This is a genomic window from Kitasatospora sp. NPDC058063, assembly GCF_042885395.1.
GTDB lineage: Bacteria > Actinomycetota > Actinomycetes > Streptomycetales > Streptomycetaceae > Kitasatospora > Kitasatospora lactacystinica.
In genome coordinates this window covers 193,792-207,795 of record NZ_JBHVSD010000003.1, presented here as the reverse complement: position 1 = coordinate 207,795, position 14,004 = coordinate 193,792, and the positions used below count along the sequence as shown (strand labels likewise).

At 75.1% G+C, this 14,004-nt stretch carries 11 protein-coding genes; 7 read left to right on the top strand and 4 right to left on the bottom strand.

Features of this window, described 5'->3' with window-relative positions; genetic code table 11:
• Positions 1 to 28 precede the first annotated feature (28 nt).
• The gene (locus tag ACFVUY_RS07540) at positions 29 to 1,465 is read right to left on the bottom strand and encodes a purine-cytosine permease family protein (protein WP_387728053.1); all 1,437 of its coding nucleotides are present in this window, start codon (positions 1,463 to 1,465) and stop codon (positions 29 to 31) included.
• A 71-nt stretch (positions 1,466 to 1,536) separates the two neighbouring features.
• Between ACFVUY_RS07540 and ACFVUY_RS07535 the strand changes: the two genes are divergently transcribed.
• From ACFVUY_RS07535 to ACFVUY_RS07520, 4 genes are all read left to right on the top strand, one after another.
• On the top strand, positions 1,537 to 2,229 hold the full coding sequence (locus ACFVUY_RS07535; protein WP_387728051.1) for a TetR/AcrR family transcriptional regulator: 693 nt from the start codon (positions 1,537 to 1,539) through the stop codon (positions 2,227 to 2,229).
• A gap of 62 nt (positions 2,230 to 2,291) precedes the next feature.
• On the top strand, positions 2,292 to 3,965 hold the full coding sequence (locus ACFVUY_RS07530; protein WP_387728049.1) for an amidohydrolase: 1,674 nt from the start codon (positions 2,292 to 2,294) through the stop codon (positions 3,963 to 3,965).
• 319 nt (positions 3,966 to 4,284) lie between these two features.
• A complete protein-coding gene (locus ACFVUY_RS07525; protein WP_387728047.1) occupies positions 4,285 to 5,706 on the top strand; it encodes an erythromycin esterase family protein in 1,422 nt (473 codons plus the stop codon).
• A gap of 100 nt (positions 5,707 to 5,806) precedes the next feature.
• Positions 5,807 to 6,721, top strand: a complete 915-nt coding sequence (locus tag ACFVUY_RS07520; protein ID WP_387728045.1) for an immunity 49 family protein — start codon at positions 5,807 to 5,809, stop codon at positions 6,719 to 6,721.
• A gap of 87 nt (positions 6,722 to 6,808) precedes the next feature.
• On the opposite strand, the gene ACFVUY_RS07515 is transcribed toward ACFVUY_RS07520, so the two are convergent.
• Positions 6,809 to 8,026 (bottom strand): amidohydrolase, encoded by a 1,218-nt coding sequence (locus ACFVUY_RS07515; protein WP_387728043.1) that lies wholly within the window; start codon positions 8,024 to 8,026, stop codon positions 6,809 to 6,811.
• A 142-nt stretch (positions 8,027 to 8,168) separates the two neighbouring features.
• Here ACFVUY_RS07515 and ACFVUY_RS07510 point away from each other — a divergent pair, with 142 nt between their 5' ends.
• Positions 8,169 to 8,660 (top strand): HPP family protein, encoded by a 492-nt coding sequence (locus ACFVUY_RS07510; RefSeq protein ID WP_380348962.1) that lies wholly within the window; start codon positions 8,169 to 8,171, stop codon positions 8,658 to 8,660.
• Between the two features lie 68 nt (positions 8,661 to 8,728).
• On the opposite strand, the gene ACFVUY_RS07505 is transcribed toward ACFVUY_RS07510, so the two are convergent.
• Positions 8,729 to 9,382 (bottom strand): response regulator transcription factor, encoded by a 654-nt coding sequence (locus ACFVUY_RS07505; RefSeq protein WP_359898483.1) that lies wholly within the window; start codon positions 9,380 to 9,382, stop codon positions 8,729 to 8,731.
• Positions 9,364 to 10,641: a histidine kinase gene (locus ACFVUY_RS07500; RefSeq protein ID WP_387728041.1), complete on the bottom strand. Its 1,278-nt coding sequence runs from the start codon at positions 10,639 to 10,641 to the stop codon at positions 9,364 to 9,366. Before ACFVUY_RS07500 ends, ACFVUY_RS07505 begins: the two co-directional genes overlap by 19 nt.
• Before the next feature lie 110 nt (positions 10,642 to 10,751).
• On the opposite strand from ACFVUY_RS07500, the gene ACFVUY_RS07495 reads away from it, so the two are divergent.
• Both ACFVUY_RS07495 and ACFVUY_RS07490 read left to right on the top strand, forming a co-directional pair.
• Entirely contained in the window at positions 10,752 to 11,498 is a 747-nt protein-coding gene (locus ACFVUY_RS07495) for an ABC transporter ATP-binding protein (protein ID WP_387688010.1), read from the top strand.
• Positions 11,492 to 13,987 (top strand): FtsX-like permease family protein, encoded by a 2,496-nt coding sequence (locus tag ACFVUY_RS07490; protein WP_387728039.1) that lies wholly within the window; start codon positions 11,492 to 11,494, stop codon positions 13,985 to 13,987. Before ACFVUY_RS07495 ends, ACFVUY_RS07490 begins: the two co-directional genes overlap by 7 nt.
• The last annotated feature ends 17 nt before the right edge of the window (positions 13,988 to 14,004 follow it).

Here is a 14,004-nt window from a genome sequence, read left to right as displayed (position 1 = left end):
GACCGGCAGCCCGGCACACCGCCGCGCGCTACACGCCACGCCGACGCATCAGTACCCCGTACAGCGCCGCGGCCACCACCACACCCGCCGGCAAGGCCAGATCCACCCCGGCCAACGCCGCCAACGGACCCGTGTAGAGCGTGTCCACACCGAGCGCCGCTGCCGTGACGCCGCCCGCGAGGGCGATGGCGCCGGCCGGGTTGACACCGGCGCGGTACCAGAAGGGACTGCCGGGGCTCTCGTCGCCGAGGGCACGGCCGTCGTAGCGGTTGCGGCGCAGCAGGATGTCGGCGGCGTAGACGGCGGTGCTGGGGCCGAGGAGGACGACGGTCAGCTGGAGGACGTTGCTGACGGTGTCGAGGAAGTTGGAGACCAGCAGGGCGTACAGCGTCAGCGAGACCGCGACCGCGCCGTCCACCAGCACGCTGAGGGTGCGGCGGATGCGGATGCCGACGGCCTGGAGGGCGAGGCCCGCGCTGTAGGCGGTGAGGGCGTTGACGGCGATGGTGCCGACCACGAGGGAGAGCAGGAACACGGGGTTGAACCACCCGGGCAGGATCTGCCGGAGGGCGGCCTGCGGGTCGGTCATGTCGACGGCGGTGGCGCCGAGCACGCCGAGGCCGCCGACCACCACGCTGGGCAGGAAGCCGCCGAGGGCCGTCCAGCCGAGGACCGCTCGCGGGGCGGTGGTCGCGGGCAGGTAGCGGGAGAAGTCCGCGCTGGTGGTGTACGAGAGCGGGCCGGAGGCGATCAGGGTGACGCCGGCCAGGAGGGCCGCCCAGAGCCGTCCGCCGGTGAGCGGTTCGGGCTGGCTCCAGGCGAGGTCGGCGTGGGTGACGATCGCGTAGCCGACCACCGCGAACGCCGCTGTGAGGGCGAGGGTGATCGGCAGGTAGAGCCGGACGATCACGGCGTGCCCGTACACGCTGATGGTGAGGGTCAGCACGACGATCGCGATCACGATGGTGATCTTGATCGGGGTGGTCGGGGTGATTCCCGCCTCCTCGGCGAGCGAGAAGGCGGCGACGGCTGCCGCGGCGAGGTTCAGCGCGAAGTAGCAGACCGAGATCATCCAGCCGGTGACGGCGTTGTTCACCCGGTTGCCCCGGATGCCGTACATGGCGCGGGTGATCACCTCGCTGGGCGCGCCGGCGGCCGGTCCGGAGGTCGCGAGCAGGCCGGTGCCCAGCCAGAACAGGTTGCCGAGGACGACCACGGCGAAGGCCTGCCAGAGGTCGAGGCCGCTCAGGACGAGGGCGCCGCCGACCACCAGGTTGAGGTAGTTGACGCTGGCCGCGGCCCAGACCGGGAACAGTTCGCGGGCGCGCCCGCGCCGCTCGGTCTCGGGGATGTGGTCGATGCCGTGGACCTCGACCCGGCCGCCCCGTTCCTGCTGGGGCGGGGCGGCCGGGTGCGGGGGCAGGTCCGGGGAAGTGCGGGGGTGGTCCGGGAGCGTGGACGCCATTGGGGGCCCTCCGTGGGGGTGTCGTGCCCACCTGCTTGCTTATTGGTCGCACACTCAATAGCATCCGGATCATGACGTCAAGCGTTCAGCGCAAACGGGTTCGCAAGTCCCCCGAGGACCGCCGGGCGGAGATCGTCGGCGCCGCGGCCGAGGTCGCCCTCACCGAGGGACTGGAGTGCATCACCCTGCGCCGGATCGCCGAGCAACTCGACGTCCGGCCCGGCCTGATCAGCCACTACTTCCCCGCCGTCGAGGACCTCGTCGCCGAGGCCTTCGGCAGCGCCGCCACCGCGGAGCTGGAGGCACTGCTGCCCACCGAGCCGCCGGACGGGTCCGCGCTGCGACACCTGGCGCGCTTCTTCGCCCGCACCACCGGCCCGTCCTACGACGACATGAGCCGGCTCTGGCTCAACGCCCGCCACCTCAGCCGCTACCGCCCCGTCCTGCGCGAGCGCGTGCTCGACCAGGAGAACGGCTGGCGCGGCCGACTCGGCGGTGTCATCGCCACCGGGGTCGAGCAGGGCGAATTCCGCACCGACGACCCGGTGCTGACGGCCGTTCGGATCCTCGTCGTGATCGACGGCCTGGCCGTCCACGCCAACACCGGACTGCGCGACCACCCGTCCTCCGTCACCCGGCTCGCCGCCGCCACCGCCGAACGCGAACTGGGCCTGGCCGACGGCACGCTGAACCCCGCGGACACCACGAGCCCGGCGGACGCGCCCACGCCCCCCGCTCCCGCCCCGGTCGCCGAGCAGTCCTGACCGAAGCCTCCGCACCCCCGCAACCCCACCCCGCCCCCACCCGCAGCACCGCTGGAGCCGAAGTGCGCACCTCCCTGGTCCTCCTCTCCGCCCGTCTGCTCGACCCCGCCTCGGGCGGTTTCCTCCCGCAGACCGCCCTCGCCGTCGTGGACGGCCGGATCGCCGCCCTCGGCGACGACCGCACCGTCCGCGAACTCGCCGACCCCACGACCACGGTGATCGACCTCAAGGGCGCCGTGGTCACCCCCGGCCTGGTGGACGGCCATCTGCATCCGGTCACCGGCGCCGAGCTCACCCACGGCCTGGACCTCTCCGCCTGCACCGACCTGGCCGGCGTCCGCGCCGCCCTCGCCGCCGAGGCCGCGCGCCTCGCCCCCGGCGCCTGGCTGCACGCCTGGGGACTGGACCCGAACGTCTTCGGCGACCGTCCGGTGGAGTCCGCCGCCCTCGCGTCCGTCCTGGACGGAGTCCCGGCGCTGCTCCAGCTCTTCGACGCCCACTCGATGCTCGCCAGCCCGCGCGCCCTGGAGCTGGCCGGCGTGGACGGCCCACGCAGCTTCGACCAGGCCGCCGAGGTGGTCTGCGACGCCGAGGGCCGCCCCACCGGCCTGCTGCTGGAGGACGCCGCCTGTGAACTGGTCGAGCGCGCCGCCCCCCGGCCCACCCGCGCCGAGCGCCGCGACCGCCTCGCCCTCGCACTGCGCGCCATGGCCGCCACCGGCCTCACCGGCGGCCACGCGATGGACGCCAACGGCGACAGCCTCGACCTCTACGCCGACCTGGACGAGGCGGGCGAGCTGCCGCTGCGGCTGCGCGTCGCCCCCTGGTGCCAGCCCGGCGTGGACGCGGACGGGCTGCGCGCGCTGATCGCGCAGCAGGACCGGGGCGGTCGGCTCTGGCGGGTGGACGGCGTCAAGCTGTTCATGGACGGCACGATCGACAACGGGACGGCCTGGCTGGAACGCCCGGACTGCCACGGCGAGTCCACCCACGCCTTCTGGCCGGACCCGGCGCACTACACCCACGTCATCGGGGAGCTGCACCGCGCCGGGGTCCCGACCGCCACCCACGCGATCGGCGACGCCGCGGTCCGGCACGCGCTCGACTCGATCGAGAAGGCGACGACGAGCGAGCCGGCGAACGCGGCAAGGAACGCGGCGGCGAACGGGGGCACGAGGCCCGGGACCTCCCCCGTGCGGCACCGGATCGAGCACATCGAGACCGTTCCGGACCCGGTGGTCCGGCGGTTCGCCGAGCTGGGCGTGGTCGCCTCCATGCAACCCACCCACTGCTGCGACTTCACCCGCGCCGACCACACCGACAACTGGTCCCGCCGCCTCGGCGAGGAGCGGGCCGACCGCGCGTGGCGCTGCCGCGACCTCTGGGACGCGGGCGCCACCGTCGTCCTCGGCTCGGACTGGCCGATCGCCCCCTACCCGCCGCTGGGCGTCATGGCGGGCGCCCGCCACCGCCGCCCCACCCGCGACCTGAGCCAGGCCCCGCACAACCCCGGCCAGGCACTCACCGCTCTGGAGTCGCTGCTGGCGATGACCGCCAACGCCGCCCGCGCGGCCGGTGAGGAGCAGCTGGCGGGCCGGATCACCGTCGGCCACCGCGCCGACCTCACCGTGTTCGCCGCCGACCCGCTCACCACCCCGGCCACCGAACTGGCCGACCTCCCCGTCCTGCTGACCGTCCTGGACGGCCGTCCCACCCACCGGTCCACCTCGCTCTGAACCGGCCACCCGGGTGGCGAACGCCCGGCGGCTGAACCGCGCAGCCCCCGCACTCCGTTGTCTTCTGCTTCCGTTGTCCGTACGGTGGTCCCGCGCTCCGACCCGCCCCGCCGGGAGCGCCGGACCTCCCGGGGGTTGTCCCCCCACCGGATCCGGTGGTGTTCCCCAGCGCGTCGCCGCCCCCCGGTGATCGACGATTCGTTGGCCGGCATTCGTCGGCGAACCAATCGCACCCATCGAACCTGCTGCCCGAATCGTCGAATTGACGGATCGGTGGACCGCCGGACCGATGGCTCGAGGAACCGAGGAGCAGCCCGACATGACCGCACACAGCGAGGAGCGCGGCAAGCGCATCGACCGACGCGCCCTGCTGACCGCCACCGCGGCCGCCGTGACCGCCACCCTGCTCGCCCCCGCGGCCCGCGCGGACCAGTCGAGGAGCGCCGACCAGCCGGACAGCGCAAGCAGGACGGACCGTCAGTTCTCCACCGTGGTCCGGGAACTGGGCGCGATCGCCCACCCGCTGCGGTCCACCGAACCCACGGGCCGGACCACCGACCTGCGGCCGCTGGGCACGATGATCGGCGACGCCACGGTGGTGGGGCTCGGCGAGGCCACGCACGGCGCGCACGAGTTCTTCACCTTGAAGCAGCGGGTGCTGCGCCACCTGGTCGAGGAGAAGGGGTTCACCACCTTCGCCCTGGAGACGAGCTGGTCCAGCGGCCTGCGGATCGACGACTACGTCCAGGGCCGCACCGGCGGCAACGCCCGGCAGCTGGTGAAGGACACGATGGGCACCTCGCCCTGGGAGCGCGAGGAGTTCGCCGACCTGATCGACTGGATGCGCGACCACAACCGTGAACACCCGCTGCGCCCGGTCCACTTCCTCGGCGACGACCTGAACTTCCCCGCGATCGGCGACCAGCTCTTCGACCGGGTGACCGCCTATGTGCGCGAGGCCGCCCCCGGGTCGCTGCCGCGGCTGGAGCAGCTGTACGCCGGCCTGCGCCCCTTCGACGACGCCATCGGCTACGTCACCACGCGGCCGCTCGCCGAGCGGCGGCAGAACGCCGTCGTGGCGCAGCGGACGCTGGAGCTGGTCACCGCCGCCGGGCCCGCGGCCGGAGCCGGGGCCGGGGGCAAGGAGGACGAGGCGTACGCGTGGGCGGTGCAGAACGCCCGGAGCATCGCCCTGACCTTCGCCTTCAGCGCGGTGAACCTGGAGGACACCGCCGACGTGGCCGCGATGCAGCAGCTCCGCGACCGGGCGATGACCGACAACACCCTCTGGTGGCAGCGCCGCACCGGCGGGAAGGTGCTGCTCTCCGCGCACAACGGCCATGTCGGGTACCGGAGCAGCGACCCCGAGCTCTACCCCAGGACCCAGGGCGAGTACCTGCGCGACGCCCTCGGCACGGGCTACGTCGCCATCGGTCTCACCTTCGGCCGCGGCTCGTTCCTCACCAAGGACTCCCCGTTCGCCCCCGACTGGAAGAAGGTCACCGTTCCCCCGGCCACCGCCGGAATGAACGAGTACGTCCTCGACCGGGTGCGCCCCCGCGACTACTACGTCGACCTGCGCTCCGCCCCGCCGGCCACCCGCTCCTGGCTGGACACCGCCCGCCCGACCTACGACGCCGGGACGGAGTTCCGCAGCGACCCGCTGCCGCGTCTGGCGATCGGCCCGGCCTACGACGCCCTGGTCCACCTCCACGAGACCGGCGCGGCCCGCCTCCTCTGAGCGCCGGCTCCCGCTGTCGGTGGCCGCTGCTAGCGTGCCTCTCCGTCAGCACGGGTACGCGGGACGACGGACCGCACCACCGACGGGGAGGCACCAGCACGTGCGGGAAGTGACGCGTCACAGCGTGGTCCAGCAGCGGATCCGCGACGCCCTGGGGGACGTCCGCGGCCGGGCGCTCGGCCACTGGTACGACCTCGAGGACGAGTTGACCATCGGGTCGGTCCGCGCGATGGGCGAGGAACTGCTCGACCACGTCGCCGCCCTCTCCCTGGAGGACGGGGCCCTCACCGGAGCCGACGCCCGCGCGGCCCTGTGGACGGCGGCCGAGTGCGCCCTCGGCGTGCTCCAGCTCGGCTGCTTCCCCCGGGGCGACTTCGACGTCCCCTTCCCGTACATCGGCAGGACGCTGGACAGCGAGGACGTCCGCTTCGGCGCGGTCGTGGACTTCGCGCCCACGGCCGCGACCTGGGTGGAGGCTTTCGCGATGTGCCTGATCGGCGGTCTGCTGCCGCACCGCGACCGCATGCTCGGCCCGCTGCTCGTCGAGGACTACGCGCCCGCGGTCCGCGACGGCCTGCCCCACTCGGACCTGACGTCCGTCTCCGAGCCCGCGGACCTGGCCGGGATGGCGGCCCTCGGCTCGTACCTCTTCATCGTGGAGACGGAGCGGTCGCCGTGGATCGCCCCCGGTCCCGTCCCGCTCCGCAAGCCGGACGCCGACGAGCGCGCGGCCGCCGCCCGGGGCCTGGACGCCGCGGCCGGGGCGGCGCCCGGCGGGCTGAGCCCGGACCAGCGGCTGCTGCGGGTCCTGCTGGACGACGACCGGGCCGCCTTCGAGGAGGCACTCGCCGCCCGCCTCGCCCTCCACCGCGACAGCACGCCCGCGACGGCCCGGCCCCGCACCCTGCTCCCGGTCGTCCCGATCGCTCTCGCCGCCCTCGCGGTCCAGGCGCACGGGTGGGAGCTGGGCATATCCTCCGGCTACCTCCCGGCGACGCTGGTCGGCGCGGGCTGACCGATCCTCGAATCGACCGGCCCGCACCAGCCCCCGCCGGCCCCCAACAACCCGGACCGGCCCGCACACCGGCCCCCGCGGCACCGCTCAGCCCGTGAACCGCCCGTCCCGCGCCACCACCCGGCCCGCGCGGACCACCAGGTCGGGCCTCGGCAGGTCGATCACCACCTGCGGCAGGCACTCGCCCGTCACCAGCATGAAGTCGGCGGGCGAGCCGGCCGCCAGGGTGGCGACCGGCAGGTCCAGCAGTTCGGCGCCGCCGTCGGCCGCCAGCGCGAAGCAGTCGGCCAGCTGCTCGTCGGTGCGGGCGTCGGTGGTCCAGCCGAGCAGGTGGGCGCGGTGCAGCATGTCGGCGTTGCCGTACGGGCTCCACGAGTCGCGTACGCCGTCCGAGCCGAGCCCGACCCGCACCCCGTGCGCCCGCAGCTCGCGAAACGGCAGCACCTGGTGGGCCGAGGGCGCCACGGTGGTGAGGCCGACGCCGGATTCGGCCAGCTCGGCGGCGAGGTCGGCGAGCGAGGCGCCGGTCAGTTCGGGGACGCAGAAGGCGTGGCTGACGACCACCCGTCCGGCCAGTCCGGCCGCCCTGGTCCGCGCGGCGATGTCGCGCAGCGGGCCGAGGCCGCGCTCGCCCCGGTCGTGCAGGTGGATGTCGAGGCGCAGTCCGTGCTGTTCGGCCAGGCCGAACAGCAGCTCCAGCTGGGCGGGCCCCTCACCCTCGCCGCCCTCGGCCGGGGTGGCGTCGAAGCCCGCCGGGTCGATGCCACCGACGGCGTCGACCAGTCCGCTCGCCGCCGCCTCCGCGAGCAGCGCGCCCGCGCCGGGCGTCCGCCGGACGCCGTGCTGCGGGAAGGCCACCAGCTGGACGTCCAGCGCGCCGGCCAGCCGCTCGCGCACCTCGGCGAGCCCGGTCACCCCGGCCAGCCCGTACGCGGGCGCCACGTCCACGTGGGCCCGCACGGCGCGGGTGCCGCGCGCCACGGCGTGGCTCAGCAGCCGGTGGGCGCGGTCGGCGAGCGGGGTGCGCTGGTGCCGGTGGAGGTCGACGTCGCCCCGGACGTACTCGGGCAGTGAGCCGGCCGGGCGCCGGCTGTACCAGGGCTCGCCCCAGGCGGTCTTGTCGGGGTGGATGTGCGCGTCCACCAGGGTGGGCAGCGCGATCCGGCCACCGCCCTCGACCACCTCCGGCACCGCCCCGTCCGGCACCCGCTCGGCCAGCAGGCCGTCCACGACGACCAGGTCGACGGCCCGGTCGGCACCGTACGGGCGGACGTCCCGGAAGACGGTGACGGATGGCGTGGTCATGGGTTGCTCGCTCTCGTTCTGGTTCCCGAGGTGGTCCGGCTCCGTGGACGGATCCTGTCCGACAGGCAAAACGTCCTACCTTTCATTCAACAGTCTGTTTATCATCTCCGGGTCCCTGTCCCCCGTCCGGAGTCGCTCACGCATGTCCACACCACCGCCCGCCGCCACACCCAGGCCGCACCCACTGCACGTCCTGCGGGCCACCGTCTTCGCCATCGGCGCCCTGCTCCTCCTGGTCGGGGTGGGCGTACTGCTCCACCAACCGCTGCTGATCCCGCCGCTGGCCGCCAGCGCCGCGCTGGTGCACGGAGCGCCCGCGCTGCCGATCTCGCAGCCGCGCAACCTGATCGGCGGCCAGCTGATGTCGGCCCTGATCGGCTTCGCCACCCTGGCCGTCACCGGCAGCACCACCTGGGGCGCGGCCGTGGCCGCCGGGCTCTCGCTGGGCGCGATGATGCTCACCCACCTCTCGCACTCCCCGGCCGCGGCCACCGCCGTGATCGTGGTCCTGCAGGCCCCGCACCCCGTGCCCTTCCTCCCGCTGCTCGTCCTGGCCACCGTGCTGCTCGTCGTCATCGGCCTGCTGCCCGGCAGGATCGGCAGGCACCCGGTCCGCTACCCGGTGTCCTGGTGACGGCCACGCCGAACTGACGGCCGCGACCGCGGGGACGGCCACGACCGCGGCCACGGCCCCGGCGGTCCTCACGACCCCAGATACCTCAGCACCGCCAGCACCCGACGGTGGTCGTCCGGCGCCTGCGGCAGGTCGAGCTTGGTGAAGATGCTCGCGATCCGCTTGGCCACCGTGGCCTCGGTGACCACCAGCCGGCGGGCGACGGCCGCGTTGGAACGGCCCTCCGCGATCAGCGCCAGCACCTCGCGCTCCTTGGGGCTCAGGCGCTGCAGCGGGTCGTGCCGGCGGGTCAGCAGCTGGCGGACCACCTCCGGGTCCACCACCGTCCCGCCCCCGGCCACGTCGGTGAGCGCGGCGACGAACTCCCGCACCTCGCCGATCCGGTCCTTGAGCAGGTAGCCGGTGCCCGCGCCCCGGTCGCCGGCGGAGATCAGCTCCGCGGTGTACCCCTGCGAGACGTACTGGCTGAGCACCAGGACGGGCAGCCGCGGATCCTCCTCGCGCAGCCGGCGGGCCGCGCGCAGTCCGTCGTCGGTGTTGTCCGGGGGCATCCGGACGTCGACGACCACCACGTCCGGCCGGTGTTCCCGGACCGCCTCGACCAGGGCCGGGGCGTCGCCGACGGCGGCCGCCACGGTGTGTCCGAACCGCTCCAGCAGGGAGACCAGGCCCTCCCGCAGGAGCACCGAGTCCTCCGCGACGACTAACCGAAGTGCCGGCACGGGATCTCCACTCGCAGGACGGTCGGCCCACCGGCCGGGGAACGCAGGCACAGGGTGCCGTCGATGACGGCGAGCCGGTCGCTGATGCCCAGCAGGCCGGTCCCGGCGGCCGGGTCGGCGCCGCCGGCCCCGTCGTCCCGGATCTCCAGCACCAGCCCGTCCGCCGCCGCGCGGCCGTGCACCGAGGCGCGCCGGGCTCCGCTGTGCCGGACCACGTTCGCCAGCGCCTCGCAGACCACGAAGTAGGCGGCGGCCTCGACCGGGGCGGGCGGCCGCCCGGGCAGCGCGACGTCGACGTCCACCGGCACCGCCGAGCGGCCCGCGAGGTCCCGCACCGCCGGTTCCAGCCCCCGGTCGGTGAGGACCTGCGGATGGATGCCGTGGATCAGTTCGCGCAGTTCCCGCAGCGCCGTCCGCACCTCCTCCCGGGCCTCCCGGACCTGCCGGGCAGCGGCCGAGTCCTCGGGCAGGTCGAGACCGGCCAGGCCGAGCTTGACGGAGAGCGAGACCAGCCGCTGCTGCGCGCCGTCGTGCAGGTCGCGCTCGATCCGGCGCCGTTCCACCTCGTACGCGTCCACCAGCCGGGCCCGGGAGGCCACCACCCGGTGCAGCTCGTTCTCGGCGGGCTCCAGCACGGCCCGGGCGGTCACCGCCCGTACCCCCGCCCAGGCCGCCAGCGGGTAGGCCGCCACCGGGAGCAGCACGAGTCCGGCGAGCGGTCCGAGCCAGGAGGCGGTGGGGTTCGCAGTGGGCTGGAACGGGGCAGCCAGCAGGAACAGCGGGGTGCCGAGGCCCACCGCGACCAGTCCGAGGTCGATCCACCAGAGCAGCAGCAGGGAGACCAGCCCGTAGCCGAGGTCGCGCCGGGCCGCCGGCCCCCGGAACAGTTCGCGGGCACGTCCGCGCCGCCCCTCCGCCCCGCCCCGCGGCCCCGGCACCGACGGTACCGGCCCCGGCACCACCCGCCCCGACCGCACCCGCCCCGACGGCCCCGCCCCGGGCAGCACCAGCCGCAGCCGCCACCGCTCGTACCCGGTCACCGCCCGCCCCGCCAGGGCCAGCGGCGGCAGCACGACCGCCACCGCCAGGGGGCCCAGCCCGCCCCACAGCAGCACCGGCAGCGCCGCCAGCCCGGCCGCCGTCGCCCCCACCACGGCTCCCGCGAGCAGGAAGCCCAGCGCACGCCACGGCCACACGGAGCCGAGGAACGCCGACGGCCGCTGGGCCAGCGCCTCCAGGGTGTTGCGGACAGCGATCACCCTGCCGACCCTAGCCGCCGCCCACCGCCCGCCGCAGGGGTGCTGGCACTACCTCTGTTCTCGCCCCAACGCCCCTGCGCTCCCACACCGTTGACGGGTTGCCTGGGACCATGACGAACTCGACCGACACGGTCCTCCTGCGGGCCGTGACCAAGCAGTACGGCACCGGCGACCGCGCCGTCACCGCACTGGACGACGTGACCGTCGCCTTCCCGCGCGGCAGCTTCACCGCGGTGATGGGCCCCTCCGGCTCCGGAAAGTCGACGCTGCTGCACTGCGCGGCCGGCCTGGACCAGGTCTCCGACGGCACCGTGGTGATCGACGGCACCGAACTCGGCGGCCTGGACGAGACCCGGCTGACCCTGCTGCGGCGCGAGCGCCTCGGCTTCGTCTTCCAGTCCTTCAACCTGGTCTCCGCGCTGACCGCCGAACAGAACGTGGCCCTGCCGCTGCGGCTGGCCGGACGCCGCCCGGACCGGGCCGAACTCGCCACGGCACTCGCCGAGGTGGGGCTCGGCCACCGCGGCGGGCACCGGCCGAGCGAGCTGTCCGGCGGCGAGCAGCAGCGCGTCGCGATCGCCCGGGCGCTGATCACTCGGCCCGCCGTGCTGTTCGCCGACGAGCCGACCGGCGCCCTGGACACCCGTACCTCGCGTGAGGTCCTCACCCTGCTGCGCGGCATCGTCGACCGCCACCGGCAGACCGTGATCATGGTGACCCACGACCCGACCGCCGCCGGCTACGCCGACCGCGTCCTGCTGCTCGCCGACGGACGGATCGTGGAAGAGCTGCACGGCCGCAGCGGGGCCGCGGTCATCGCCGGCCGGATGGCCGCCCTGGAGGCCCCGGCATGCTGAGCCTCGCCACCGTCCGTGCCCGCTGGACGTCCCTCCTCGGCACCTTCGTCGCGCTCGGCCTGGGCGTGACGGTCCTGGCCATGACCGCCCTGGTGCTCACCTCGGCCGAACCGGAGGTGCCCCGACGCTACGCGGGCACCCGGGTCGTGGTGCAGAGCCCCGCCGTCGACCAGTCCGACGGCACCTTCACCCCGAGCCGGCCCTGGTCGCAGGAACGCACACGGGAGCTGCTGCGGGCCCTGGCCGCCGTTCCGGGCGTGGACCGGGCCGTGCCGGACCGCGCCTTCTACGCCCAGCCGGTGATCGACGGAAGGCCGGTGGGCGCCCCGAGCCCGGAACCGCGCGGCCGCAACTGGTCCGGCACCGCGTTCGGGCCCGAGCGGCTCGTCGCGGGCGGCCCGCCGGCCGACGAGCACCAGGTGGTGCTGGACGCCTCGCTGGGCCTGGCGCCCGGCTCGCCGGTCACCCTGCTCACCGCCGCCGGGCCGGCCCGCTACACCGTGTCCGGCACCGCGTCAGGAACGGTCCCCGGGACCGCCCCCGGGGCCCTGGATGCAGCCGCCCCCGGGACCGTCGACCCGCCGTCCCTCTACCTGTCCGACCGCGCCGCCGAGGCGCTCGCCCCCGGGGTCCGGGTGATCGGCCTGGTCACCGCGCCGCGCGCCGACGTCCCGGCGGTCGCCGCGGCCGCGGCCTCCGCCGTGGGCGGCGACGGGACGGTGCTGCACGGCGCCGCGCTCACCGCGCTGGAGGACAGGAGCGCCGAGAAGACCCGCTGGATCGGCCTGCAGATCCTGACCGCGACGGCCGGGCTGACCGCCTTCGTCTCCGTCTTCGTGGTCGCCTCCACCTTCGCATTCGCGATCGTCCAGCGGCGGCGCGAGTTCGGCCTGCTGCGCACCATCGGCGCCACCCCCCGTCAGATCGCGCGCACGGTGTACGCCGAGTCGCTCGGGGTGGGCGTCGCGGCCGGCGGCGCGGGCGTACTGCTCGGCGCGCTGCTGGCGCCCGCCCTGGGCGCGCTGATGGTCGAGGGCGGCCTGGAGCCGGCGGGATTCACCGTACGGTTCCGGGCGCTGCCGCTGCTCGGCTCCTTCGCGCTGGGCCTGGTGGTCGCGCTGCTCGGGGTCTGGTCGGCCTCCCGCCGGGCGGCCCGGACGGCCCCGCTGGAGGCGCTGCGCGAGGCCGCCGTCGAACACCGGCCGATGACCCGCGGCCGGTGGATCGCCGGCGGGGTGTCCACCGCCCTCGGCCTCGGGCTGGTGGTGGTCGCGGCCGGCAGCGAGTCCGACAGCATGATCAACAACGCCCTGTACGCGGCCATGGCGCTGATCGTCGGCCTCATGCTGTTCGCACCCGCCGTCCTCCCGCCGATCGTCCGCGCGGTCTGCCGGCCGCTGGCCGGGCTGCGCGGCGCGACCGCCGCGGTGGCCCGGGAGAGTGCGGTGACCGCCGTCCGGCGCACCGCCTCGACGGCCGCTCCGGTGCTGGTGACGGTGGGTTTCGCGGTGCTGATCGCCGGACTGTTCCAGCTGCGGGCCGGCGGCTACGCGCTGGAGGAGACCGTCCGGCAGCACGCCACCTCGGTGGTCACCCCGCAGGGCACACCCGGGCTCTCCGACGCCGCCGTGGCCGCCGTACCGGGCGGCGCCTCGCTGCTGCCCACCCGGCTCTACGCCGGCGGCACCGACCACGTCGGCGCGGTGGGGATGAGTGAGGCCGCGTTCCGCGGGGCCCGCGCCCGGATGACCGTCACCTCCGGCTCCCTGGACGGCCTGACCGGCGAGAACACCATGGTGGTCAAGGCCGGCACGGCCGCCTGGCTGGGCTGGACCACCGGCCACCGCGTCCCGGTCACCTTCGAGGACGGCAGTACCGTGGACGTCACGGTCGTCGCCGAGATCACCGACGGCTCCGCCACCGCGAGCGTGCTGCTGACCACCCGCACCGTCCGGGCGCACGACCCCTCGGCGCTCACCTCGGTCGTCCACACCGCCGGCGCCACCTCGTCGGCCGTCCTCGCCCCGCTCGGCGCCCGGGCGCTGAGCAGCGCCGAGTACGCCTCCCGCACCACCTCCGAGGACGACGCCCTGGTCCGGATCTTCCTGGTCGTCCTGATCGGTACGTCGCTCGGCTACAGCTGCCTGGCCGTAGCCAACACCCTGCTGATGGCCACCGCCCAGCGGGCCGGGGACTTCACGGTACTGCGGCTGTCCGGCGCGACCCGCCGTCAGGTGCTGCGGATCGTGGCCGTCGAGTCGACCCTGGTGGTCGGAATCGGTGCCGCGCTCGGCCTGCTGATCGCGGTGGTCACCCTGGCGGGCGTCCGCTCCGGCCTCTCCGCCCGGCTCGGCACCCGGGTCGACCTCGCCCTGCCCTGGTCGACCATGGCCCTCACCACCGGCCTCTGCCTGCTCCTGGCCCTGCTCGCCGGCGTGCTGCCGTCCCGGGCGGCACTGCGCCGGCCCGGTGCCCGACCGGCCGACTGACCGACTGACCGACCCAC

Bases quoted from the DNA above. Each gene is read 5' to 3' on its own strand.
- ACFVUY_RS07490 (WP_387728039.1), top strand. From the start codon at position 11,492: ATGCTGAGCCTCGCCACCGTCCGTGCCCGCTGGACGTCCCTCCTCGGC.
- ACFVUY_RS07495 (WP_387688010.1), top strand. From the start codon at position 10,752: ATGACGAACTCGACCGACACGGTCCTCCTGCGGGCCGTGACCAAGCAG.
- ACFVUY_RS07540 (WP_387728053.1), bottom strand. From the start codon at position 1,465: ATGGCGTCCACGCTCCCGGACCACCCCCGCACTTCCCCGGACCTGCCC.
- ACFVUY_RS07515 (WP_387728043.1), bottom strand. From the start codon at position 8,026: ATGACCACGCCATCCGTCACCGTCTTCCGGGACGTCCGCCCGTACGGT.
- ACFVUY_RS07535 (WP_387728051.1), top strand. From the start codon at position 1,537: ATGACGTCAAGCGTTCAGCGCAAACGGGTTCGCAAGTCCCCCGAGGAC.
- ACFVUY_RS07510 (WP_380348962.1), top strand. From the start codon at position 8,169: ATGTCCACACCACCGCCCGCCGCCACACCCAGGCCGCACCCACTGCAC.
- ACFVUY_RS07525 (WP_387728047.1), top strand. From the start codon at position 4,285: ATGACCGCACACAGCGAGGAGCGCGGCAAGCGCATCGACCGACGCGCC.